At 70.1% G+C, this 21,861-nt stretch carries 19 protein-coding genes; 16 read left to right on the plus strand and 3 right to left on the minus strand.

The genetic code is table 11. The features are described from left to right. Window positions 1-12: 12 nt before the first annotated feature. The 3 genes from ACI379_RS05195 to ACI379_RS05205 form a co-directional block, all read right to left on the minus strand. Window positions 13-1,275, minus strand: a complete 1,263-nt coding sequence (locus tag ACI379_RS05195; RefSeq protein ID WP_439791007.1) for an isochorismate synthase — start codon at window positions 1,273-1,275, stop codon at window positions 13-15. 84 nt (window positions 1,276-1,359) lie between these two features. After that, window positions 1,360-2,544: a cytochrome P450 gene (locus tag ACI379_RS05200; RefSeq protein ID WP_439791008.1), complete on the minus strand. Its 1,185-nt coding sequence runs from the start codon at window positions 2,542-2,544 to the stop codon at window positions 1,360-1,362. Between the two features lie 88 nt (window positions 2,545-2,632). Then, a complete protein-coding gene (locus ACI379_RS05205; RefSeq protein WP_439791009.1) occupies window positions 2,633-3,826 on the minus strand; it encodes a L,D-transpeptidase family protein in 1,194 nt (397 codons plus the stop codon). Between the two features lie 179 nt (window positions 3,827-4,005). On the opposite strand from ACI379_RS05205, the gene ACI379_RS05210 reads away from it, so the two are divergent. The 16 genes from ACI379_RS05210 (at window position 4,006) to ACI379_RS05285 (ending at window position 21,828) form a co-directional block, all read left to right on the plus strand. Continuing rightward, complete coding sequence (locus ACI379_RS05210) at window positions 4,006-4,695, plus strand: demethylmenaquinone methyltransferase (RefSeq protein WP_439791010.1); 690 nt, start codon at window positions 4,006-4,008, stop codon at window positions 4,693-4,695. 518 nt (window positions 4,696-5,213) lie between these two features. Beyond that, complete coding sequence (locus ACI379_RS05215; RefSeq protein WP_439791011.1) at window positions 5,214-5,576, plus strand: NADH-quinone oxidoreductase subunit A; 363 nt, start codon at window positions 5,214-5,216, stop codon at window positions 5,574-5,576. Window positions 5,577-5,606: 30 nt separating this feature from the next. Continuing rightward, complete coding sequence (locus ACI379_RS05220; RefSeq protein WP_439791012.1) at window positions 5,607-6,161, plus strand: NuoB/complex I 20 kDa subunit family protein; 555 nt, start codon at window positions 5,607-5,609, stop codon at window positions 6,159-6,161. Continuing rightward, window positions 6,158-6,871 (plus strand): NADH-quinone oxidoreductase subunit C, encoded by a 714-nt coding sequence (locus ACI379_RS05225; protein WP_439791013.1) that lies wholly within the window; start codon window positions 6,158-6,160, stop codon window positions 6,869-6,871. The genes ACI379_RS05220 and ACI379_RS05225 overlap by 4 nt, the downstream gene beginning before the upstream one ends. Continuing rightward, a complete protein-coding gene (locus ACI379_RS05230) occupies window positions 6,871-8,214 on the plus strand; it encodes an NADH-quinone oxidoreductase subunit D (RefSeq protein ID WP_439791014.1) in 1,344 nt (447 codons plus the stop codon). The genes ACI379_RS05225 and ACI379_RS05230 overlap by 1 nt, the downstream gene beginning before the upstream one ends. Then, window positions 8,211-8,936: an NADH-quinone oxidoreductase subunit NuoE gene (gene nuoE, locus ACI379_RS05235; protein WP_439791015.1), complete on the plus strand. Its 726-nt coding sequence runs from the start codon at window positions 8,211-8,213 to the stop codon at window positions 8,934-8,936. The genes ACI379_RS05230 and nuoE overlap by 4 nt, the downstream gene beginning before the upstream one ends. After that, window positions 8,933-10,243 carry an NADH-quinone oxidoreductase subunit NuoF gene (gene nuoF, locus ACI379_RS05240; RefSeq protein ID WP_439791016.1) on the plus strand — a complete coding sequence of 437 codons (1,311 nt, stop codon included), beginning with the start codon at window positions 8,933-8,935 and terminating at the stop codon, window positions 10,241-10,243. The genes nuoE and nuoF overlap by 4 nt, the downstream gene beginning before the upstream one ends. Next, a complete protein-coding gene (locus ACI379_RS05245) occupies window positions 10,240-12,663 on the plus strand; it encodes an NADH-quinone oxidoreductase subunit G (protein ID WP_439791017.1) in 2,424 nt (807 codons plus the stop codon). The genes nuoF and ACI379_RS05245 overlap by 4 nt, the downstream gene beginning before the upstream one ends. Further along, window positions 12,660-14,042 carry an NADH-quinone oxidoreductase subunit NuoH gene (nuoH, locus tag ACI379_RS05250; protein ID WP_439791018.1) on the plus strand — a complete coding sequence of 461 codons (1,383 nt, stop codon included), beginning with the start codon at window positions 12,660-12,662 and terminating at the stop codon, window positions 14,040-14,042. Before ACI379_RS05245 ends, nuoH begins: the two co-directional genes overlap by 4 nt. Next, entirely contained in the window at window positions 14,042-14,593 is a 552-nt protein-coding gene (gene nuoI / locus ACI379_RS05255; RefSeq protein WP_439791019.1) for an NADH-quinone oxidoreductase subunit NuoI, read from the plus strand. The genes nuoH and nuoI overlap by 1 nt, the downstream gene beginning before the upstream one ends. Then, on the plus strand, window positions 14,590-15,450 hold the full coding sequence (locus ACI379_RS05260; protein ID WP_439791020.1) for an NADH-quinone oxidoreductase subunit J: 861 nt from the start codon (window positions 14,590-14,592) through the stop codon (window positions 15,448-15,450). The genes nuoI and ACI379_RS05260 overlap by 4 nt, the downstream gene beginning before the upstream one ends. Beyond that, the gene (gene nuoK, locus ACI379_RS05265) at window positions 15,447-15,740 is read left to right on the plus strand and encodes an NADH-quinone oxidoreductase subunit NuoK (protein WP_439791021.1); all 294 of its coding nucleotides are present in this window, start codon (window positions 15,447-15,449) and stop codon (window positions 15,738-15,740) included. The genes ACI379_RS05260 and nuoK overlap by 4 nt, the downstream gene beginning before the upstream one ends. 64 nt (window positions 15,741-15,804) lie before the next feature. Further along, window positions 15,805-17,715, plus strand: a complete 1,911-nt coding sequence (gene nuoL, locus ACI379_RS05270; RefSeq protein ID WP_439791032.1) for an NADH-quinone oxidoreductase subunit L — start codon at window positions 15,805-15,807, stop codon at window positions 17,713-17,715. After that, window positions 17,712-19,238, plus strand: a complete 1,527-nt coding sequence (locus tag ACI379_RS05275) for an NADH-quinone oxidoreductase subunit M (protein ID WP_439791022.1) — start codon at window positions 17,712-17,714, stop codon at window positions 19,236-19,238. The genes nuoL and ACI379_RS05275 overlap by 4 nt, the downstream gene beginning before the upstream one ends. After that, window positions 19,235-20,824: an NADH-quinone oxidoreductase subunit NuoN gene (gene nuoN, locus ACI379_RS05280; protein ID WP_439791023.1), complete on the plus strand. Its 1,590-nt coding sequence runs from the start codon at window positions 19,235-19,237 to the stop codon at window positions 20,822-20,824. Before ACI379_RS05275 ends, nuoN begins: the two co-directional genes overlap by 4 nt. Then, window positions 20,821-21,828, plus strand: a complete 1,008-nt coding sequence (locus ACI379_RS05285) for a polyprenyl synthetase family protein (RefSeq protein ID WP_439791024.1) — start codon at window positions 20,821-20,823, stop codon at window positions 21,826-21,828. The genes nuoN and ACI379_RS05285 overlap by 4 nt, the downstream gene beginning before the upstream one ends. The last annotated feature ends 33 nt before the right edge of the window (window positions 21,829-21,861 follow it).

Genomic DNA, 21,861 nt, shown 5'->3' on the forward strand with positions numbered 1-21,861 from the left:
CAGCGACCTGCCTCAGCCCGCCAGCGAGTCGCGGACCGGCACGAACTTGGCCTGCGACTCGGCCAGCTCGGAGTCCGGGTCGGAGTCGCCCACGATGCCGCAGCCGGCGAAGAGGCGTACGCCCTCGTCGGTGACCATCGCCGAGCGCAGCGCGATGCCCCACTCGCCGTCCCCGGACGCGCCGATCCAGCCGACGGGCGCCGCGTAGCGGCCGCGGTCCATCCCCTCGATCTCGGCGATCAGCGCCGTGGCGGCGGGCGTCGGGGTGCCGCCGACGGCCGCGGAGGGGTGCAGGGCCTCGGCCAGCTGCAGCGAGGAGGCGGTGTCGTGGACGACGCCGTTCACGTCGGTGGCCAGGTGCATGACGTTGGGCAGGTGCAGCACGAACGGCGTCTCCGGCACGTTCATCGACGAGCAGTGCGGCTCGAGGGCCTCGGCGACCGAGCGGACGGCGTACTCGTGCTCCTCTAGGTCCTTGCTGGAGCGCGCCAGGGTGGCGGCCAGGGCGAGGTCGCGCTCGTCGTCCCCGGTGCGGCGGATCGTGCCCGCCAGGACGCGCGAGGTGACCAGGCCGCGCTCGCGGCGCACCAGCATCTCCGGCGTCGCGCCGAACATGCCGTCGACGTGGAAGGTCCAGCAGACCGCGTACTCGTCGGCCAGGCGTCGCAGCGGCCAGCGCACGTCGATGCCGTCGGCTGCGGTGGCGACGAGGTCGCGGGCCAGCACGACCTTCTCCAGGTCGCCGGCGGTGATGCGGGCCACGGCGTCGGCGACGACGCCCTTCCACTCGTCACCGCTGCGCGAGCCGTCCGCGAACGCGAGGTCGACCGGCGCGGCCGGCTCGGTGGCGAGGTCGAGGTCGACGCCCCCGGTGTCCTGCCCGGCGTGGGTGACGGTGGTGAGCCACGTACGGCCGCCGCGCCGCCCGACGACGACCTGCGGCACGACGAGCACCGAGTCGCCGGGGGAGTCGGCGAACCCGAACGACCCGAACGCGACCAGCCCGGTGCCGGGCTCGGCGACGTCGTCGCTGACCTGCGCCAGCGCGACGGTCTCGTTCCACCACTTGTCGGCGTCGCTGAAGCGGGTGGCGCCGTCGGTACGCAGCAGCGCGGCCACGCCCCAGCCCACCAGCCCCTCGCCGTTGCGCACCCAGCAGACCGGGGAGTCCTCGGGGAGGAGCTCAAGCAGGCCGACGTCGGCCACGGAGGAGGGGGCGGAGACCGTGCGCACCACCAGGGAGGGGGCGTGCTGGCTCGTCGCAGGGCTCGTCACAACACGTCAGCGTACGCCCGGGTAGCTACGGACGCGCAGTCCGCGTCGGCCGGCCTCTGCCGGTCGTTGGGCGGGCCGTGGGGCTCAGTGCCCCGGCGTGAACCGGATCGGGAACTCCAAGGCCCCGGTGTTGCCCGACACCGGCAGCCACCGCCCTGGGCCGTCGGGCACCGCGTCGGGCATCCGGGCGGCGAGCAGGGGCAGGGCGACCGCCATGTCCGTACGGGCCACGAAGTGCCCCAGGCAGTGGTGGACACCCCCGCCGAACCCCAGGTGCGGCGGACGCAGCTGGGTGATGTCGAACGACGGGTCGTCCATCGCCCGGGGGTCGGTGCCGGCGCTGTGCGAGAGCACCTGGACGATGCCGCCCGCCGGGACGTGGAGCCCGTGGAAGTCGACGTCGTCGATCGCCTCGCGGGTCACCCAGGTGACGGTCGGGTTGACCCGCATCACCTCCTCGACCGCCTGGGTGCCGAGCTCGGGCTGCTCGGCGAGCAGACGCCACTGGTCGGGGTGGGCCAGGAGGGTCTGCAGGGCCAGGCCGAGCTGGTTGCGCGTGGTCTCCATGCCCGCGAAGGCGAGGAAGACCAGGGCGACGTCGAGCTCCTCGCGCGAGAGCCGCCCGTCCTCCTCGCTGGAGGCGGCGATGAGGGTGGAGACGAGGTCGTCGCGGGGGTGCGCGACGCGGTCGGCCACGACGGCGTCGACGTGCACGTACAGCTGGTCCAGCGCCGCCTCGATCCGCGGGAGGTCGTCGGCCACCGCGATCCCGAAGGACTTGCCGAGGTCGTCGGCCCAGTGGGCGAGCTGCTCCCAGTCGGCCTCGTCGAGTCCGAGCAGCTGGCACAGGATGCGGGCGGCGTACGGCTCGGCGAACTCGGAGATGAACTCGACCTCGCCGCGCCCGGCGAACCCGTCGATGAGCTCGTTGGCCAGCGCCTGGAACTGCGGCCGCATCGCCGCGATCGTCTTGTTGCGGAACGCCGGCATGAGCAGGCGCCGGATCCGGGCGTGGTCCTCGCCCTCCAACGACAGCAGGGTCTCCTTCCACCAGCCGTGGAAGCGGCCCGAGTGGATGCCGTTCTGGTCGGGCCACCGGGCGTTGCCCTGCTGGAAGCGGCGGTCCTTGAGCAGGGCGCCCCCGTGCTCGAGGTCGAGGACGGCGTGGCCGAAGTTTGTCTCCACCCACCAGTGCGTCTCACGTGCGCTGTGCACCCTCGTCGAGGTGACGTCGAAGGCGGGGTCGGAGAGGTCGAACCGGGTGGTCATGGCTCATCCTGCGTCGGTGCCGCTCCGGCCGGGGAGTGGTCTCGGCCAGTGGGCGTCTGGAATCCGAGACGCCCACCGGCTCGCCACCTCAGGACCAGTAGACGACCACCTTGTCGCCGACGGCGACCTTGTCGAAGAGCGCCTTGATCCCGTTGTAGTCGCGGATGTTGACACACCCGTGGGAGGCGCCGTTGTAGCCGACGGCGGCGAAGTCGGAGGAGTAGTGCACGGCCTGGCCGCCGGAGAAGAACATCGCGAACGGCATCGGGCTGCCGTACAGGCTCGAGATGTGGTCGCGCGACTTCCAGTACACCTCGAACTTGCCCTCACGGGTCGGGGTCGAGGAGCCGCCGAAGCGGGCGTCCATCGTCTGCTTCACGGTGCCGTTGACGACCCAGCGCAGGGTGCGGGAGGTCTTGTCGATGCACAGGACGCGGCCCGAGGTGCAGCGCGAGTCCAAGGGAGCGCCCTTGACCGGGAACAGCTCGGCCGTCGTCGGCTTGCGGGTCACCATGCGCAGCCGCTCGAGGGTGCGCTTGTCGACCTCGCCCGTGACCGGGATCCGCCGGTTCTTCTGGAACGCCTTGACCGCCGCGACGGTCTTCGTTCCGTACGACCCGTCGACGCCGACCTTGTACAGCTTGCGCTGCTTGAGACGGGCCTGCAGGCCGCGGACCGAGCGTCCCTTGCTGCCGCGCTTCAGCAGCGCCTTGCCCGGCGTGAAGATGTTGTGCATCTCCTCGTACGTCGGCTCGCGGGTGAGCGCGACCAGCGCGTCCCAGGTGGTGCGGTTGACCCGGCCCGTGACGGTCAGGCCGCGGCCCTTCTGGAAGGCGCGCACCGTCTTGCGCGACTCCTCGGTGAAGCGCGGCGAGATGATCTCGTACTGCAGGCCGCGCTGGTGCAGTCGGCTGTGCAGCTCACGGATGTGCTCACCCTTGTCGCCGAGCTTCATCGGGAGCGGTACGCCGGGGTCCTCGGTCGGGGTCGGCTCGGTCGGCGTCGGTTCCGTCGGCGTCGGGTCGGTCGGCGTCGGGTCCGTCGAGGCCGGCGCGGGGTCGGCGGCCGGTTCGTCGGTCGGCTCCCCGCCCTGGGTGGTGGGCTCGTCGGTCGTGGTCGGTGTCGACTCCGTCGGCGCGGTCGTCGAGGTGTCCGGTGCGGACGGCTCGTCGTCGGCGCCCGCGGGCAGCGGTGCGACGAGCAGTGCGGCGAGCAGCGGCGCGAGCGCCAGCGTCGCGAGTCTCTTGGGTCGGCGCCAGGACGCCCGGTTCGGCTCGTTCATCGTTCTTCCCCCATGTGTGTACGGCTCTGAAGTGCAGGCCGTGCGTCCGTCCTCGTGCTGAGGGAACGTCGACCCCGTGGATCGTCCGGGGCCCCGTGCCCTGACAGCGGCACCACCCTGACAAGTCTAGGGACGCCCGGCGGGCGGAGTTGGTTGTCTCTCCCACTAGTCTCTTGGGCGTGTCCCGCGCAGAACTCGACAAGCAGCCCTCCGACGTCCAGCGGATGTTCGACGGCGTGGCCAAGCGCTACGACCTGACGAACTCGGTGCTGACGGGCGGGATCGACGCGATGTGGCGCCGGGAGTCGCTGGCCGCGGTGGACCCGCGGCCCGGCGACCGGATCCTCGACCTGGCGGCCGGGACGGGCGTCTCGAGCGTCGCGTTCGCCAAGGCGGGCGCCGAGGTCGTGCCCTGCGACTTCTCCCTGGGGATGCTGCAGGCCGGCAAGAAGGCCCGCCCCGAGCTGCCCTTCGTGGCCGGTGACGGGACGAAGCTCCCCTTCGCCGACGACACGTTCGACGCCGTGCTGGTCTCCTTCGGCATCCGCAACTTCGTCGACCCGGTCGCCGGCCTGGCCGAGATGCGTCGCGTCACGCGCCCCGGCGGCAAGGTCGTGGTCTGCGAGTTCAGCACGCCGACCTGGTCCCCGTTCCGGGTGGCGTACATGGAGTACCTGATGAAGGCGCTGCCGGCGATCGCCCGCGCCGTCTCCTCCAACCCCGAGGCGTACGTCTACCTCGCCGAGTCGATCCGCGCATGGCCCGACCAGCGGGGCTTCGGCGCGATGATGGAGGAGGCCGGGCTGACCCGGCCGCAGTACCGCAACCTGACGGGCGGCATCGTCGCCCTGCACCGCGCGACCGCCTGAGGGGTCGGGAGCCCGCCCGCAGGACGACCCGCGCCCTGGCCGTTGCGGCGGGGGGCTGCGTCATCCGGATCCGCACGTATTGGTCCGCCTTCGTATGACGCAAGGGTGGGCTGCGTGGCGTTTGCCTGACGCAGCGGGTGCCCGGCAGCGTTCGTATGACGCAGACGCCCCCACGCCCCGTACGCATGACACTCGGCCCACGAACCCGCCGCCCAGCCCGGGCCAGGTCGCGACCGACGGCCCGTACGCCCGGGACCTTGGCCTCTGGTGAACCGGGACACCGGTCCTGAGCGCTGTGAACCTCATCACGAACCACCGATGTCCGGGCTCTCCGCACGGCCCTCCGGAGGCCCGAATTAGGACACCTTGTCGTACGTTAAATGTGCAGGTGAGCGGCCATTTCGACCACTTCAGACCCCGGGGCGACAACCGGCAGCGGCAGTCCTAGACTGTGCACTGCGCTACTAGTGAAGTTGTTCACAAAGTCACATGTGGCGCCCTGATGAGGAAGGAAGCCGATGGAGCTCTACACGCCAGTACTGGCGCTGACCCTCGTGGCGCTGGCCTTCGCGGTCCTGTCGATCGTGGCGAGTGCTTTCATCGTCGGCCCGCGGCGGTACAACCGCGCGAAGTCCGACTCCTACGAGTGCGGCATCGAGCCGACGCCCGGGGCGGTCGGGGGCGGTCGTTTCCCCGTGAAGTACTACACGGTCGCGATGACCTTCATCATCTTCGACGTCGAGATCATGTTCCTCGTCCCGTGGGCCGTGTACTTCAACCAGCTCTCCTGGTTCGGACTGATCGCCGTCTTCCTCTTCCTGTTCAACATCACCCTCGCCTACGCCTACGAGTGGCGGCGCGGTGGCCTGGACTGGGACTGAGCAGGAACTGACTAGGTAGGTAGGACACAGATGGGTATCGAGGACAAGCTCCCCGCCGGCGTCATGCTGACCACGGTCGAGGGTCTGGCCGGTTACATGCGCAAGGCGTCGTTCTGGCCGGCCACGTTCGGTCTGGCCTGCTGCGCCATCGAGATGATGGCGGGCGGTGGCCCCAAGTACGACCTGGGCCGCTTCGGCATGGAGGTCTTCCGGGCCAGCCCCCGCCAGGCCGACCTGATGATCGTCGCCGGCCGCGTGAGCCAGAAGATGGCCCCGGTCCTGCGCCAGATCTACGACCAGATGCCCGAGCCCAAGTGGGTCCTCGCCATGGGCGTCTGCGCCTCGTCGGGCGGCATGTTCAACAACTACGCGATCGTCCAGGGCGTCGACCACGTCGTCCCGGTCGACATCTACCTCCCCGGCTGCCCGCCGCGCCCCGAGATGCTCATCGACGCGATCCTCAAGCTGCAGCACAAGGTGCAGACGACGAAGTTCGGCGTCCACCGCGAGCTGGAGATCGTCGAGAACGAGACCGCCGCGCTCAGCGCCGTGCCGACCAGCGAGATGAAGGGGCTGCTCCGTTGAGCGAGGACACCAACCTTCCCGAGAACGACCAGAACGTCCCGGCCGACCCGACCGAGGTGCACTCGGTCGGCGAGCGGCGCGGCATGTTCGGCGTACGCGGCTCAGGTGACACCTCCGGCTACGGCGGCCTGGTCGCCCCGGTGGTCCCCACCCCCGCGGCGCAGCGCCCGTACGGCGGCTGGTTCGACGAGACCGCCGACGTGCTCGAGGCCCGTCTGGGCGAGCAGGGTCTGGCCAGCGCCGTCGAGTCGGTGGTCATCCACCGCGGCGAGATCACCTTCCACGTGCGCGGCGAGGACGTGGCGGTCGTCGCCCAGCTGCTGCGCGACGACCCGGCGCTCCGCTTCGAGCTGCTCTCCGGCGTCAGCGGCGTGCACTACCCCGACGACACCGGGCGCGAGATGCACGTCGTCTACCACTTCCTCTCGATGACCCACAACCGTCGCATCCGCGTCGAGGTCTCCCTGCCCGACGGCGCTGCCGTCCTGCCCAGCGTGGTCGGCATCTACCCGACGGCCGACTGGCACGAGCGCGAGACGTACGACATGTTCGGCATCGTCTTCACCGGCCACCCGGCGCTGACGCGCATCCTGATGCCCGACGACTGGCCGGGCCACCCGCAGCGCAAGGACTACCCCTTGGGCGGCATCCCTGTGGAGTACAAGGGCGGCACGGTGCCCCCGCCGGACCAGCGGAGGAGCTACAACTGATGTCCACCACCAACGAGGACTTCTACGCCGCCTCGGGGGAGACCACCGAGGGTCGCGTCTTCACCGTCACCGGTCAGGACTGGGACTCCATCACCCAGGCGCTCGGCGAGACCGCCGAGGAGCGGATCGTCGTCAACATGGGTCCGCAGCACCCGTCGACGCACGGCGTGCTCCGCCTGATCCTCGAGCTCGAGGGCGAGACGGTGACCGAGGCCCGCTGCGGCATCGGCTACCTGCACACGGGCATCGAGAAGAACATGGAGTACCGCACCTGGACCCAGGGCGTGACCTTCGTGACCCGCATGGACTACCTGACCCCGTTCTACAACGAGGTCGCGTACGTCCTGGGCGTGGAGCGGCTCCTCGACATCGAGGACCAGATCCCCGAGAAGGCCAACGTGATGCGCGTGCTCCTCATGGAGCTCAACCGCATCTCCTCGCACCTGGTCGCCCTGGCCACCGGTGGCATGGAGATCGGCGCGCTGACCGTCATGACGATGGGCTTCCGCGAGCGCGAGCTCTGCCTGGACCTGTTCGAGCTGATCACCGGCCTGCGCATGAACCACGCGTTCATCCGCCCCGGCGGTGTCGCGCAGGACCTGCCCCCGGGTGCCCTCGACGAGATCCGCGACTTCATCGCCCTGATGAAGAAACGCCTCCCCGAGTACGCCGCGCTGTGCAACGCCAACCCGATCTTCAAGGGGCGTCTGCAGAACGTCGGGCACCTCGACATGGCCGGCTGCCTGGCGCTCGGCATCACCGGCCCGGTGCTCCGCTCCACCGGCTACGCCTGGGACCTGCGCAAGACCCAGCCGTACTGCGGCTACGAGACGTACGACTTCGACGTCCACACCTGGGACACCTCCGACGCGTACGGCCGCTTCCGCATCCGCCTCAACGAGATGGAGGAGTCGCTCAAGATCATCGAGCAGGCCGCCGACCGTCTCGCCGGCCTCGAGGGCGCCCCGGTGATGGTCGCCGACAAGAAGATCGCCTGGCCGAGCCAGCTCGCGATCGGCTCGGACGGCATGGGCAACTCGCTCGACCACATCAAGCACATCATGGGTGAGTCCATGGAGGCCCTCATCCACCACTTCAAGCTGGTCACCGAGGGGTTCCGGGTCCCGGTCGGTCAGGCGTACGTGCCGATCGAGTCGCCCAAGGGCGAGATCGGTGCGCACATCGTCTCCGACGGCGGCACGCGCCCGTTCCGGGTGCACTTCCGCGATCCCTCGTTCACCAACCTGCAGGCCACGAGCATCATGAGCGAGGGCGGGATGGTGGCCGACGTGATCGTCGCCATCGCCTCCATCGACCCGGTCATGGGAGGAGTCGACCGATGACGGAGAAGTCCGCCCGGTTCACCGAGAACGAGCAGCCCCTGTCCGAGCAGACCTGGGACGAGCTGCGCCAGATCGCCGGTCGTTACCCCGAGGCCCGCTCGGGCCTGCTGCCGATGCTGCACCTGGTGCAGTCGGTCGAGGGCCGGATCACCCCCGAGGGCATCGACGCGTGCGCCGAGATCCTCGGCATCACCGCGGCCGAGGTCAGCGGTGTCGCGACCTTCTACACGATGTACAAGCGCAAGCCGGTCGGCGACTACCACGTCGGCGTCTGCACCAACACGCTCTGCGCGGTGATGGGCGGCGACGCCATCTTCGAGCGGCTCAAGGACCACCTCGAGGTGGGCAACGACGAGACCTCCGAGGACGGCAAGATCACCCTCGAGCACGTCGAGTGCAACGCGGCCTGCGACTACGCGCCGGTGATGATGGTCAACTGGGAGTTCATGGACAACCAGACCCCCGAGTCCGCCGTCCAGGTCGTCGACGACCTGCGCGCCGGCAAGGAGGTCCACTCCACCCGCGGACCCAAGCTGTGCACCTGGCGCGAGGCCGAGCGCGTGCTCGCCGGCTTCCCCGACGGTCTGGCCGACGAGGGCCCCGCCGCGGGCCCGGCGTCCCTGGCCGGTCTCGAGCTGGCCCGTGAGAAGGGCTGGAAGGCTCCCGAGCCCGGCGCTGCCGCGCTGGCCGGTCCCGACGCGAGCGCGGAGGAGGGCAAGTGACCGACACACTGACGCCGGTCCTGACCGACAACTGGGACCAGGAGCGCTCCTGGACCATCGACGCCTACACCGAGCGCGGCGGCTACTCCGCGCTCGACAAGGCGTTCGCCATGACCCCCGACGCGGTCATCGAGGCCGTCAAGGAGTCCGGCCTGCGCGGCCGTGGCGGCGCCGGCTTCCCGACGGGCATGAAGTGGGGCTTCATCCCGCAGGACAACCCCCGGCCCAAGTACCTCGTCGTCAACGCCGACGAGTCCGAGCCGGGCACCTGCAAGGACATCCCGCTCATGATGGCCACTCCCCACACCCTGGTCGAGGGCGTCATCCTCAGCTCGTACGCGATCCGCGCCAACCACGCCTTCATCTACGTGCGCGGCGAGGTGCTCCACGTGATCCGCCGCCTGCAGCGCGCGGTCCAGGAGGCGTACCTCGCCGGTCACCTCGGCAAGAACATCCACGGCTCCGGCTACGACCTCGACCTGGTCGTCCACGCGGGCGCCGGGGCGTACATCTGCGGTGAGGAGACGGCCCTGCTCGAGGGGCTGGAGGGACGCCGCGGCCAGCCGCGCCTGCGCCCGCCGTTCCCGGCCGTCGCCGGCCTGTACGCCAGCCCGACCGTCATCAACAACGTCGAGTCGATCGCCTCGGTCCCGGCCATCATCGACCGCGGCGCCGCCTGGTTCGCCGACATGGGCACCGAGAAGTCCAACGGCCACGGCATCTTCAGCCTGTCGGGCCACGTGAAGCGTCCCGGCCAGTACGAGGCCCCGCTCGGCATCACGCTGCGCGAGCTGCTCGACCTGGCCGGCGGTGTCCGCGAGGGTCACGAGCTGAAGTTCTGGACGCCCGGTGGCTCCTCGACGCCGCTGCTCACCCCCGAGCACCTCGACGTGCCGCTCGACTTCGAGAGCGTCGCCGGGGCCGGCTCCATGCTCGGCACCCGCGCCCTTCAGATCTTCGACGAGACCACCTGCGTGGTCCGCGCGGTGCTGCGGTGGACGGAGTTCTACAAGCACGAGTCCTGCGGCAAGTGCACCCCGTGCCGCGAGGGCACGTGGTGGCTGACCCAGACGATGGCCAAGCTGGAGCGCGGGGAGGGCGTCGAGTCCGACCTCGACCTGCTGCTCGACCAGTGCGACAACATCCTGGGCCGCTCCTTCTGCGCCCTCGGTGACGGTGCCACCAGCCCGATCTCCAGCTCGGTGCAGCACTTCCGGGACGAGTACCTCGCCCACATCACCCACGGCGGCTGCCCGTTCGACCCGGCCGCCTCGACCCTCTTCGCCGCCGAGGGAGCCAACGCATGACTACCACACCCGAGAAGACCGGTGCCGTGGAGCAGACCGACCTGGTCACGCTCACCGTCGACGGCGTCCAGGTCAGCGTGCCCAAGGACACGCTGGTCATCCGCGCCGCCGAGCAGGTCGGCGTCCAGATCCCGCGCTTCTGCGACCACCCGCTGCTGGAGCCGGTGGGCGCCTGCCGCCAGTGCCTGGTCGACGTCCCCGACGCCGGCAACGGGCGCGGCTTCCCCAAGCCGCAGGCCTCCTGCACGCTGCCGGTGGCCGAGGGCATGGTCGTCAACACCCAGAACACCAGCGAGGTGGCCGACAAGGCCCAGCAGGGTGTCATGGAGTTCCTGCTGGTCAACCACCCGCTCGACTGCCCGGTCTGCGACAAGGGCGGCGAGTGCCCCCTGCAGAACCAGGCGATGAGCAACGGCCGTGCCGAGAGCCGGTTCGCGGCGGGCGGCGGCGTCAAGCGCACGTTCCCCAAGCCGATCAACCTCTCCCCGCAGGTGCTGCTCGACCGCGAGCGGTGCATCGTGTGCCAGCGCTGCACCCGGTTCGCCCGCGAGATCGCCGGTGACCCGTTCATCGCGCTGGTCGAGCGCGGCGCCCAGCAGCAGATCGGTGTCGCCGACGACGCGCCGTTCCTGTCGTACTTCGCGGGCAACACGATCCAGATCTGCCCGGTGGGCGCGCTGACCTCCGAGGCGTACCGCTTCCGCTCGCGCCCGTTCGACCTGGTCTCGACCCCCTCGGTCGCCGAGCACGACGCGTGCGGTGCGGCGATCCGCGTCGACCACCGTCGCGGCAAGGTGGTGCGCCGCCAGGCCGGCGACGACCCGGCGGTCAACGAGGAGTGGATCAGCGACAAGGACCGCTTCGCGTTCCAGCACTCCTCCTCCGAGGACCGGATCACCTACCCGCAGGTGCGCGACACCGACGGGGAGCTGCGTCCGGCGTCGTGGCCCGAGGCCTTCGCCGTCGCCGCCCGCGGGCTCGCCGCGGCCGGCGCCTCCGGCGTGCTGACCGGCGGGCGCCTCACCGCCGAGGACGCCTACGCGTACGCCAAGTTCGCCCGCGTCTCGCTGGGCACCAACGACATCGACTTCCGCGCCCGGGTGCACTCGGCCGAGGAGGCCGACTTCCTGGCCGCGCACGTCGCGTTGCAGGGCGGCGTCACGTACGCCGACCTGGAGTCCGCCGACCTGGTGGTCCTCGCGGGTCTGGAGCCCGAGGACGAGGCCGCCACGATCTTCCTGCGGCTGCGCAAGGCGGCGCTCAAGAAGGGCACCCGCGTGGTCTCCTTGGCGCCGTACGCCTCGCGCGGCCTGACCAAGGTCGACGGCCGCCTGGTGCCGACGGCTCCCGGGGACGAGGCGGCCGCGCTGGCCGCCCTCGCCGACGACGCCGACACCGGTGTCGGTGCGGGCAGCGTGATCTTGGTCGGCGAGCGGCTGGCCGGCGTGTCGGGTGCGCTCACCGCAGCTCTCGAGCTGTCGCGTACGACCGGGGCCCGTCTGGCGTGGGTCCCGCGCCGTGCCGGTGACCGCGGTGCGGTCGAGTCCGGCGCCCTGCCGAACCTGCTGCCCGGTGGCCGTCCGGTCGCCGACGCCGCGGCCCGTGTGGACGTCGCCGCCCAGTGGGGCGTCGACCACCTGCCCGAGACGCCCGGTCGCGACGGTGACGCCATCGTCGCCGCGCTGGCCTCCGGAGAGCTCGGCGGCCTCGTGGTCGCGGGCGTGGACCCCGACGACACCGCCGACCCGGCCGCGTTCCGCGCCGCCCTGGCCGCCGCCTCCTTCGTGGTCAGCCTCGAGCAGCGCGAGAACGACGTGACCCGCGCCGCCGACGTGGTGCTGCCGGTCGCACCGGTCACCGACAAGGCCGGCAGCTTCGTGACCTGGGACGGGCGGGTGCGCGCCTTCGAGGCGATCTTCACGAGCCCGGCCTCCCTGCCCGACCTGCGCCTGCTGGCCGGCCTCTCCGAGGAACTCGCCGAGCTCGGCCAGGGCAGCCCGCTGGGCTTCCGCACGGTCGCCGAGGTCCGCTCCGAGATGGAGTCGCTCGGCGCCTGGGACGGAGAGCGCGCCAGCGCGCCGACCGCCTCCGCGGCCCCGGCCCCCGGCGAGGGACTCGCGCTCTCCACGTGGAAGCAGCTGATCGACCTCGGCACCCTGCAGGGCGGGGACCCGGCGTACGCCGCGACCGCCCGTCCCGCCGTGGCCCGCCTCTCGGCGGCCACGCTGGAGCAGGCCGGCCTCGCCGGTGCCGCGACGGTCACCCTCACCGGTGACCGGGGCTCGGTCGAGCTGCCCGTCGAGGTCGCCGACGTCGTGGACGGGACCGTGTGGGTCCCGGCCAACTCCTTCGGCAACGGCGTGCTCGCCGATCTCGCCTCGCCCGGCAGCCGGGTCACCGTGAAGGGAGCTGACAAGTGATCGCCGCTCAGTCGCTGGGCCCGACGCTGGAGGACTTCGGCAACGATCCCGTGTGGATCGTGATCGTCAAGGCCGTCCTGATCTTCGTCGTCCTGGTCCTGCTCACCCTGTTCAACATCTGGTTCGAGCGCCGGGTCGTGGGCCGCATGCAGCACCGCCTCGGCCCCAACGTCAACGGCCCCTTCGGCCTCCTGCAGTCACTGGCCGACGGCGCCAAGCTGATGTTCAAGGAGGACCTGATCCCCAAGGCGGCCGACAAGATCGTCTTCCTGCTGGCCCCGGTGATCATCGTGGTGCCGGCGTTCGTGACCTGGTCGGTCATCCCGTTCGGCCCCGAGGTGAACTTCTTCGGGCACCAGACGCCGCTGCAGCTGACCGACATGCCGGTCGCGGTCATCTTCGTGCTCGCGATCGCCTCCATCGGCATCTACGGCATCGTGCTGGGCGGCTGGTCGTCCGGCTCGACGTACTCGCTGCTCGGCGGTCTCCGCTCGAGCGCGCAGATGATCTCGTACGAGGTCTCGATGAGCCTGGCGCTGGTCTCGGTCTTCCTCTACGCCGGCACCATGTCGACCTCGGAGATCGTCAACGCGCAGGCGGGTGGCACCGTCGACCTGTTCGGCACCGGCATCGAGGTCAACATGCCCGGCTGGTTCGGGCTGCTCCTGCTGCCGTCGTTCATCATCTACGTGATCTCGATGGTCGGCGAGACCAACCGTGCCCCGTTCGACCTCCCCGAGGCCGAGGGCGAGCTGGTCGGTGGTTTCCACACCGAGTACTCCGGCATCAAGTTCGCCTTCTTCTTCCTCGCCGAGTACATCAACATGGCGACGGTGGCGGCGCTGGCCACGACCCTCTTCCTGGGCGGTTGGCGGGCACCGTTCCCGTTCTCGATGATCGACGGCGCCAACGAGGGCTACTGGCCGGTGCTGTGGTTCTTCGGCAAGGTCATCGCCTTCATCTTCATGTTCGTCTGGCTGCGCGGCACGCTGCCGCGTCTGCGCTACGACCAGTTCATGGCGTTCGGCTGGAAAGTCCTGATCCCGGTCTCGCTGGTCTGGATGATGGCGGTCGCCACCATCCGCCTGGCCCGCAACGACGGCGACCTCAACCCGACGTACCTGATCATCGCCGCTGTGCTGGTGATCGGTCTGGCCGCGCTGCTCTTCTTCGCCGCCGACGGTGACGCGAAGGACAAGTACCTCGAGAACGAGCGCAAGCTGGCCCGCGAGGCCGAGCGTGACCCGGACGACGCCTTCGCGGGCGGCTTCCCGGTCCCGCCGATGCCGGCCGGTGGTGCCGTGCGGGGTGCAGCCGCCCCGCTCGAGTTCAACCAGGGACGTACGACTGTCACCGGCAGCGCCGGCGAGGAGAAGTGATGAGTGAGTCGAAGTCGCTGAAGGAAACCCTCTGGGACCCGATCGCCGGGTTCGGCGTCACCTTCCGGACGATGTTCCGCAAGGTGGTCACCGAGCAGTACCCGTTCGAGAAGCTCCCCACGGCCCCCCGCTTCCACGGGCGTCACCAGCTCAACCGCTGGCCAGACGGCCTGGAGAAGTGCGTCGGCTGCGAGCTCTGCGCCTGGGCCTGCCCCGCTGACGCGATCTACGTCGAGGGTGCCTCCAACACCGAGGACGAGCGGTTCAGCCCCGGTGAGCGCTACGGCCGCGTCTACCAGATCAACTACCTGCGCTGCATCCTGTGCGGCCTGTGCATCGAGGCGTGCCCGACGCGGGCGCTGACGATGACCAACGAGTACGAGTTGGCCGACACCACGCGCGAGGCCCTCATCTACGAGAAGTCCGACCTGCTCGCCCCGCTGCTGCCGGGCATGGAGCAGCCGCCGCACCCGATGCGCCTGGGCGACTCCGAGCGCGACTACTACCGCGGCACCCACTCCACGTCCACCGGTGAGGAGGACCAGCGATGACGTTCTGGATCCTGGCGCCGTTCATGGTTGCCGCAGCCCTGGGCATCCTGTTCGTGCGCAAGGCCGTGCACGCAGCCCTGCTGCTGGCGTTCGTGATGATCAGCCTGGCCGTCCTGTACGCCGCCCTCGAGGCGCCGTTCCTGTTCGCGGTGCAGATCATCGTGTACACGGGCGCGATCCTGATGCTGTTCCTGTTCGTCGTGATGCTCGTCGGCGTCGACGCCTCCGACTCGGTGGTGGAGACGATCCGCGGCCAGCGGGTGCTCTCGACCATCGTCGGCCTGCTCGTCGGGCTGGTCCTGGTCGTCGGTGTCGGACAGGTCGCGCTGGGGGCCACGGTCGGCCTCGAGAGCGCCAACGACGGCGGCAACATCCAGGCCCTCGCCGACCTCCTCTTCTCGCGCTACGTCTTCGCCTTCGAGGCCACCGCGGCCCTGCTCGTCACCGCCGCCCTCGGCGCGATGGTGCTGGCCCACCGCGAGCGGTTCGAGCCGAAGACCACGCAGGCTGACCTCGCTGCCGGCCGCATGCGCGACTACGCCGCGTCCGGCAAGCACCCCGGCCCGCTGCCCTCGCCCGGCGTGTACGCCCGCCACAACGCGGTCGACACCCCGGCGCTGCTGCCCGACGGCACGGCCTCGGAGATCTCGGTCTCGAGGGTCTTGGTCGCCCGCGGCACCGTCCGCTCGGCCCCCGCGATGGCTGACCCGATCGAGCACGTCCAGCGGCAGATGGGCCTGCGTGGCCCCGACGCCGTCGAGAAGGCCGTCACCGCCACCGGGCAGGAGGCCGCAGCGGCCTCCTCGGAGGCTCCGCTGGCCGCCGAGGCGGCCCAGAGCGAGGAGGAGGAGAAGTGACCGAGTACCTGGTCCTCTCGGCCATCCTGTTCACCATCGGTGCCGTCGGCGTCCTCGTGCGCCGCAACGCGATCGTGGTGTTCATGTGCATCGAGCTCATGCTCAACGCCTGCAACCTGTCGCTGGTCACCTTCGCCAAGCAGCACGGCAACCTGGACGGTCAGATCGCCGCGTTCTTCGTGATGGTCGTCGCTGCCGCCGAGGTCGTGATCGGCTTGGCCATCATCGTGACCATCTTCCGCACCCGACGCTCGGCCTCCGTCGACGACGCCAGCCTGCTGAAGTACTGAGGGAACTGCTGTGAACTCACTCGCCACACTCCTGCCGCTCGCCTCCGAGGGCCACGGCGTCCCGGTGCTGCACCCCGTCGAGGCAGACGGCGTGTTCGGCCTGCTCTGGCTGGTCATCGGCCTGCCGCTGCTCGGCGCGGTCCTCCTGCTCGTCGTCGCCCCCTTCACCAAGGGTGCGATGGACAAGTGGGGCCACCTGCTCGGCACCGCCGCCGCGCTCGCCTCGTTCGTCCTCAGCCTGACGCTGTTCATCGCGCTGGCCGGCCGCGAGGCCGACGACCGTACGGTCACCCAGCACCTGTTCACCTGGTTCGAGACGGGCCAGGTCAACGTGGGCATGGACCTGCTCTACGACCAGCTCTCCTCGCTCTTCCTGCTGCTGATCACCGGTGTCGGCTCGCTGATCCACGTGTACGCCATCGGCTACATGGAGCACGACGCTCGGCGCCGCCGGTTCTTCGGCTACCTCAACCTCTTCATCGCGGCGATGCTGACGCTGATCCTGGCGGCCAACTTCGTGGGCCTCTTCCTCGGCTGGGAGCTGGTCGGTCTGGCCTCGTACCTGCTGATCGGGTTCTGGCAGCACAAGCCCTCCGCGGCGGCCGCGGCCAAGAAGGCGTTCGTGATCAACCGCGTCGGTGACGTCGGTCTGTCGCTGGCGATCGCGGCGATGTTCGCGACCTTCGGCACCACCGACTTCGCCGCCGTCAGCGCGCTGACCGACGACGCCTCGCAGACCACGATGAACGTGATCGGCCTGCTCCTCCTGCTCGGTGCCTGCGGCAAGTCGGCGCAGTTCCCGCTGCAAGCCTGGCTGCTGGACGCCATGGAGGGCCCGACCCCGGTCTCGGCCCTGATCCACGCGGCGACGATGGTCACCGCGGGCGTCTACCTGGTGACCCGTTCCAACTTCGTCTTCGAGATGGCCCCCACCGCGCAGACCGCGGTCGTGGTGGTCGCCACCATCACGCTCCTGTGGGGTGCGATCCTCGGTTGCGCCAAGGACGACATCAAGAAGGCGCTCGCCGGCTCCACGATGAGCCAGATCGGCTACATGATGCTGGCCGCGGGCCTCGGCCCGGTCGGCTACCCGCTGGCGATCGCGCACCTGCTCTCTCACGGCTTCTTCAAGGCCAACATGTTCCTCGGTGCCGGTTCGGTGATGCACGGCATGGACGACGACGTCGACATGCGCCACTACGGCGCACTCAACAAGGCGATGCCGATCACCTTCCTCACCTTCGCGATGGGCTATCTGGCGATCATCGGGTTCCCCGGCTTCTCGGGCTTCTGGTCCAAGGACAAGATCATCGAGACCGCGATGGCCGAGAACACCCTGGTCGGTCTGCTGGCCCTCCTGGGCGCCGGCATCACCGCGTTCTACATGACGCGCCTGATGCTGATGACCTTCTTCGGGGAGAAGCGCTGGGAGCCCGGGGTCCACCCGCACGAGTCGCCCAAGGTGATGACGGTTCCGCTCATCGTGCTGGCCGCCCTGTCGGTCTTCGGTGGCGTGATGTTCATCAGCGACTACGTCGTCGAGTACCTCGAGCCCGTCACCGGCCACGCCGCGCACCACGAGCTGCCGTTCCCGGCGATCGTGATGTCGCTGATCATCGTGGCGGTGGTCGCGGTCGGGGTCGCACTGGCCTGGTTCCTGGTCGGCAAGCGGGACATCCCGCGCGAGGCTCCCCAGGAGGTCTCCTTCGTGACCAAGGCGGCCCGCGCCGACCTGTACGGCGACCTCATCAACGACACCCTGGTCGTCGCCCCGGTGGGTGCGCTCACCCGGGGGTTGGCGACCGCGGACCGGCACGGTGTGGACGGGGTCGTCGAGGGTGGCGCCGCCACCGTCAGCGGTCTCTCCCGCGTCCTGCGCCGCGTCCAGAACGGCTACGTCCGTTCGTACGCCCTCTCACTCCTCACCGGCGTCCTCCTGGTCGTCGTGGCTCTCCTGGCGGTGAACCTCGGATGAACATGATCCTGACCCTGCTGATCCTCGTCCCGCTGGTGGGTGCGGTCGTCACGGCCTTCCTGCCCAGCGGCCAGGGGCAGGCACTGGCCAAGCAGACGGCGCTGGGCTTCTCGCTGCTCACCCTCGTGCTGGGTGTCGTGGTCGCCGCGCAGTTCACCGCCGGCGACGGCATGCAGCTGACGGAGACGTACGAGTGGATCCCCGCCCTGGGCGTCCACTTCGCGCTCGGCGTCGACGGTCTGGGCCTGCTGATGGTCCTGCTGACCGTCGTGCTGGTCCCGATCGTGATCGTGGCCGGCTGGGGTGACGCCGACGAGGGCAACACCAAGGCGTTCTTCGCCTGGGTGCTCGCCCTGGAGGCGATGAGCCTGGCGGTCTTCCTGGCCACCGACGTCTTCCTCTTCTACGTGGTCTTCGAGGCCACGCTGATCCCGGCCTTCTTCCTCATCGGCGGCTTCGGCCGCGAGGGTCGCGGCCGGGCGGCGACGAAGTTCCTGATCTACCAGCTCGCCGGCGGTCTGGTCATGCTGGCCTCGGTGATCGGCCTGTACGTCGTCTCCGCCGACGCGGGCACGCCGAGCTTCCTGCTCAGCGACCTCGCCGCTCTGGAGATCTCCGAGACGGCGCAGCGCTGGATCTTCCTGGGCTTCTTCATCGCTTTCGCGATCAAGGCGCCGATGTTCCCGGTGCACACCTGGCTGGCCGACACCACGTCGAAGGCGACGCCGGGCACCTCGGTGCTCCTGGTCTGCGTGCTCGACAAGATCGGCACCTTCGGCATGCTGCGCTTCTGCCTCGGGCTGCTGCCCGACGCCTCGCAGTGGGCCACGCCGGTCGTCATCGTGCTGGCGCTCATCTCGATCGTGTACGGCGCGCTGGTCGCGATCGGCCAGGACGACGTCCTGCGCCTGATCGGTCTCACGTCGCTGTCGCACTTCGGCTTCATCGTGCTCGGCATCTTCGTCTTCAACTCGACCGGTGCCTCGGGCGCGATCCTCTACATGGTCAACCACGGTCTCGCCACGGCGCTGATGTTCCTGGTCGCCGGCTTCCTGATCAAGCGGTCCGGCACGGCGTCGATCCGGGCCATGGGCGGCGTCGAGAAGACGGCCCCGGTCCTGGCCGGCATCTTCCTGGTGGGCGGTCTGGCGGCCGCCGGCCTGCCCGGCCTGTCGCCGTTCGTCTCCGAGATGCTCGTCATCATCGGCGCCTTCAAGTACGCCTGGTGGGTCGGCGCGGTGGCGGTCCTCGCCATCGTCCTGGCCGCCGTGTACGCGCTGTGGATGTACCAGCGCACGATGACCGGTCCGGCCCGCGAGAACGTTCCCGTGGTGAGCGACCTGGGCGGCCGCGAGGTCGGCATCCTGGCGCCGCTGCTGCTGGCCCTGGTGCTCTTCGGCTTCTACCCGATGCCCCTGCTCGACGTCATCAACCCTGACGTCGAGGACACGCTCACCCACGTGGGCGTGAGTGACGAAGCGCCGACCGTGGTCGGCGATGCTCTTGAGGGAGGCCACAAGTGAGCGAGTTCGCCAAGCCCGAAGTCGAGTACTTCGAACTGCTGCCGCTGATCCTGGTCTGCGGCGCGGCGTTCCTCGGTGTGCTGGTCGAGGCCTTCGTGCCGCGGAGGTTCCGCTACGTCAGCCACGTCGTGGTGTCGCTGGCCGCCCTGGTCGGCGCCCTGGTCGTGGTGATCCGGCTCGCCGGCACCGTCGACGAGCACGGCGACCGCGCGCGCGGCCTCATCGCCGCCGTCGGGTCGGTGGCGATCGACGGCCCCACGCTGTTCATGTGGGGTCTGCTCCTGGTCCTGGCGATCGGTGGCGTCCTGCTCTTCGCGGAGCGCCAGCTCGACGGTGGTGTGAGCGCCTTCTCCGGCCAGGCCTCGGCGATGCCGGGCAGCGAGGCCGAGCGGGTCGCCTCCACCAAGGGGCTCGAGCACACCGAGGTCTTCCCGCTGCTGCTCTTCTCCGTGACGGGCATGATGCTCTTCCCGGCCTCCAACGACCTGCTGACGATGTTCGTCGCGCTCGAGGTCCTCTCGCTGCCGTTGTACCTGCTCAGCGGGCTGGCGCGCCGTCGCCGCCTGCTCTCGCAGGAGGCCGCCCTGAAGTACTTCCTGCTCGGCGCGTTCGCCTCCGCGTTCTTCCTGTACGGCGCCGCCCTGACGTACGGCTTCGCCGGCTCGATGGAGTTCGGCGCGATCGCCGAGGCCGTGCGCGGTGCGACCGGTGACCACACCCTGGTCCTGATCGGGATGGGTCTGCTGGCCGTGGGCGTGCTGTTCAAGGTGGGTGCCGCGCCGTTCCAGGCGTGGACCCCGGACGTCTACCAGGGTGCTCCGACGCCGCTGACGGCCTTCATGTCCGCGGGCACCAAGGTCGCCGCGTTCGGCGCCCTGATGCGCCTGTTCTACGTCGCCTTCGGTGACGACCGCTGGTCCTGGCAGCCGATGCTGTGGGTGATCGCGGTGCTGTCGATGTTCGTGGGTGCCGTGCTGGCGCTGACGCAGACCGACATCAAGCGCATCCTCGCCTACTCGGCCGTGGCCCACACCGGCTTCATCCTCACCGGCGTGATCGGCGTCCAGACGTCGTCGTCGCTGGCGGACGGCGAGCTCACGTCGCTGCAGGCGGTGCTGTTCTACCTCGCCACGTACGGCTTCACCTCGCTCGGCGCCTTCGCCGTGGTCAGCCTCGTCCGCGACGCGGGTGGCGAGACCACGGCCCTGTCCAAGTGGGCGGGTCTGGGCAAGAGGTCGCCGCTGGTGGCGGGCGTCTTCGCCTTCTTCCTGCTCGCGATGGCGGGCATCCCGCTGACCTCGGGCTTCGTCGGCAAGCTGGCGGTCTTCTCCGTCGCCCTCGCCGCCGGTGCCTGGCCGGTCGTGATCGCCGCCGTCCTGGCCAGCGTCGTCGCCGCGTACCTCTACATCCGGGTCATCAAGACGATGTACTTCGACGAGCCCGTCGGCGACGGTCCGTCGGTCACGCTGCCGTCCGTCCTGACGGCCGTGACCATCGCCGTGAGCGTCGCGGTGACCCTGATGCTGGGCGTCCTGCCGGGCCCGTTGCTGGATCTGGCAGGGCTTGCGGGAGAATTCATCAGGTGACCACTGCATCAGCTTCTGGTTTGGCCCTGCCCGTCGTCGACGAGGCACTGGCTGCCCGCCTGACCGAACGGCTCCAGGTCGTCGAGCAGCGCCTCTCCGAGCACTGCCGCGCCCGGACGGAGTACGTCTCCAAGGCGGCCGCCCACCTGATGGCGGCGGGGGGCAAGCGGTTCCGGCCGCTGCTGGTCCTGCTGGCCGCCGAGGCGGGGGACAACCCCGAGGCTGAGGAGGTCATCACCGCCGCGTGCGTGGTGGAGCTGACCCACGTGGCGTCGCTCTACCACGACGACGTGATGGACGAGGCGGACCTGCGCCGCGGCGCCGACACGGCCAACGCACGCTGGGACAACAACGTCGCCATCCTCACCGGTGACTTCCTGTTCGGCCGCTCCTCCGAGCTGACCGCCGACCTGGGGCCCGAGGCGGTCCGCATCCAGGCGCAGACCTTCACCCGGCTGGTGGAGGGGCAGATCCTGGAGACCGTCGAGCCGGCGCCCGGCGACGACCCGCTGGAGCACTACCTCGAGGTCGTGGCCGGCAAGACGGGTTCACTGATCGCGACCTCGGCCCGCTACGGCGCCCTGTTCGGCGGGGCGGCCAAGGAGGTCGAGGAGGCGCTGAGCCAGTATGGCGAGATCGTCGGCTCGGCCTTCCAGCTCTCCGACGACATCCTCGACATCGCCTCGGAGTCCGACGAGTCCGGCAAGACGCCCGGCACCGACCTGCGCGAGGGTGTCCCGACGCTGCCGACGCTGATGGCGATGGCCTCGGTCGACCCGGCCGACGACCGGCTCAAGGAGCTCCTGCGCTCCGACCTCACCGACGACGCCCTGCACGCCGAGACCCTCGACCTGCTGCGCAAGCACCCGGCGATGGACCAGGCCAAGGCGTACGTCGTGGCACAGGCCGAGCAGGCGAAGGCGCTGCTCTCGGTGCTGCCGGCCGGCCCGGTCCGCGACGCGCTGGAGGCCTTCGCCGACGTGGTGGCGGTCCGCTCCGCCTGAGGCGTTCCCCGGTGGGTGAGCTCGTCGAAACCA

The organism is Nocardioides sp. (assembly GCF_051876515.1).
Classification (GTDB): Bacteria; Actinomycetota; Actinomycetes; order Propionibacteriales; family Nocardioidaceae; genus Nocardioides.

Coding starts and splice junctions, on each gene's coding strand:
- nuoE (WP_439791015.1), top strand. CDS start 8,211: ATGACGGAGAAGTCCGCCCGGTTCACCGAGAACGAGCAGCCCCTGTCC.
- ACI379_RS05215 (WP_439791011.1), top strand. CDS start 5,214: ATGGAGCTCTACACGCCAGTACTGGCGCTGACCCTCGTGGCGCTGGCC.
- ACI379_RS05245 (WP_439791017.1), top strand. CDS start 10,240: ATGACTACCACACCCGAGAAGACCGGTGCCGTGGAGCAGACCGACCTG.
- nuoI (WP_439791019.1), top strand. CDS start 14,042: ATGAGTGAGTCGAAGTCGCTGAAGGAAACCCTCTGGGACCCGATCGCC.
- ACI379_RS05260 (WP_439791020.1), top strand. CDS start 14,590: ATGACGTTCTGGATCCTGGCGCCGTTCATGGTTGCCGCAGCCCTGGGC.
- ACI379_RS05230 (WP_439791014.1), top strand. CDS start 6,871: ATGTCCACCACCAACGAGGACTTCTACGCCGCCTCGGGGGAGACCACC.
- ACI379_RS05220 (WP_439791012.1), top strand. CDS start 5,607: ATGGGTATCGAGGACAAGCTCCCCGCCGGCGTCATGCTGACCACGGTC.
- ACI379_RS05275 (WP_439791022.1), top strand. CDS start 17,712: ATGAACATGATCCTGACCCTGCTGATCCTCGTCCCGCTGGTGGGTGCG.
- ACI379_RS05200 (WP_439791008.1), bottom strand. CDS start 2,544: ATGACCACCCGGTTCGACCTCTCCGACCCCGCCTTCGACGTCACCTCG.
- ACI379_RS05205 (WP_439791009.1), bottom strand. CDS start 3,826: ATGAACGAGCCGAACCGGGCGTCCTGGCGCCGACCCAAGAGACTCGCG.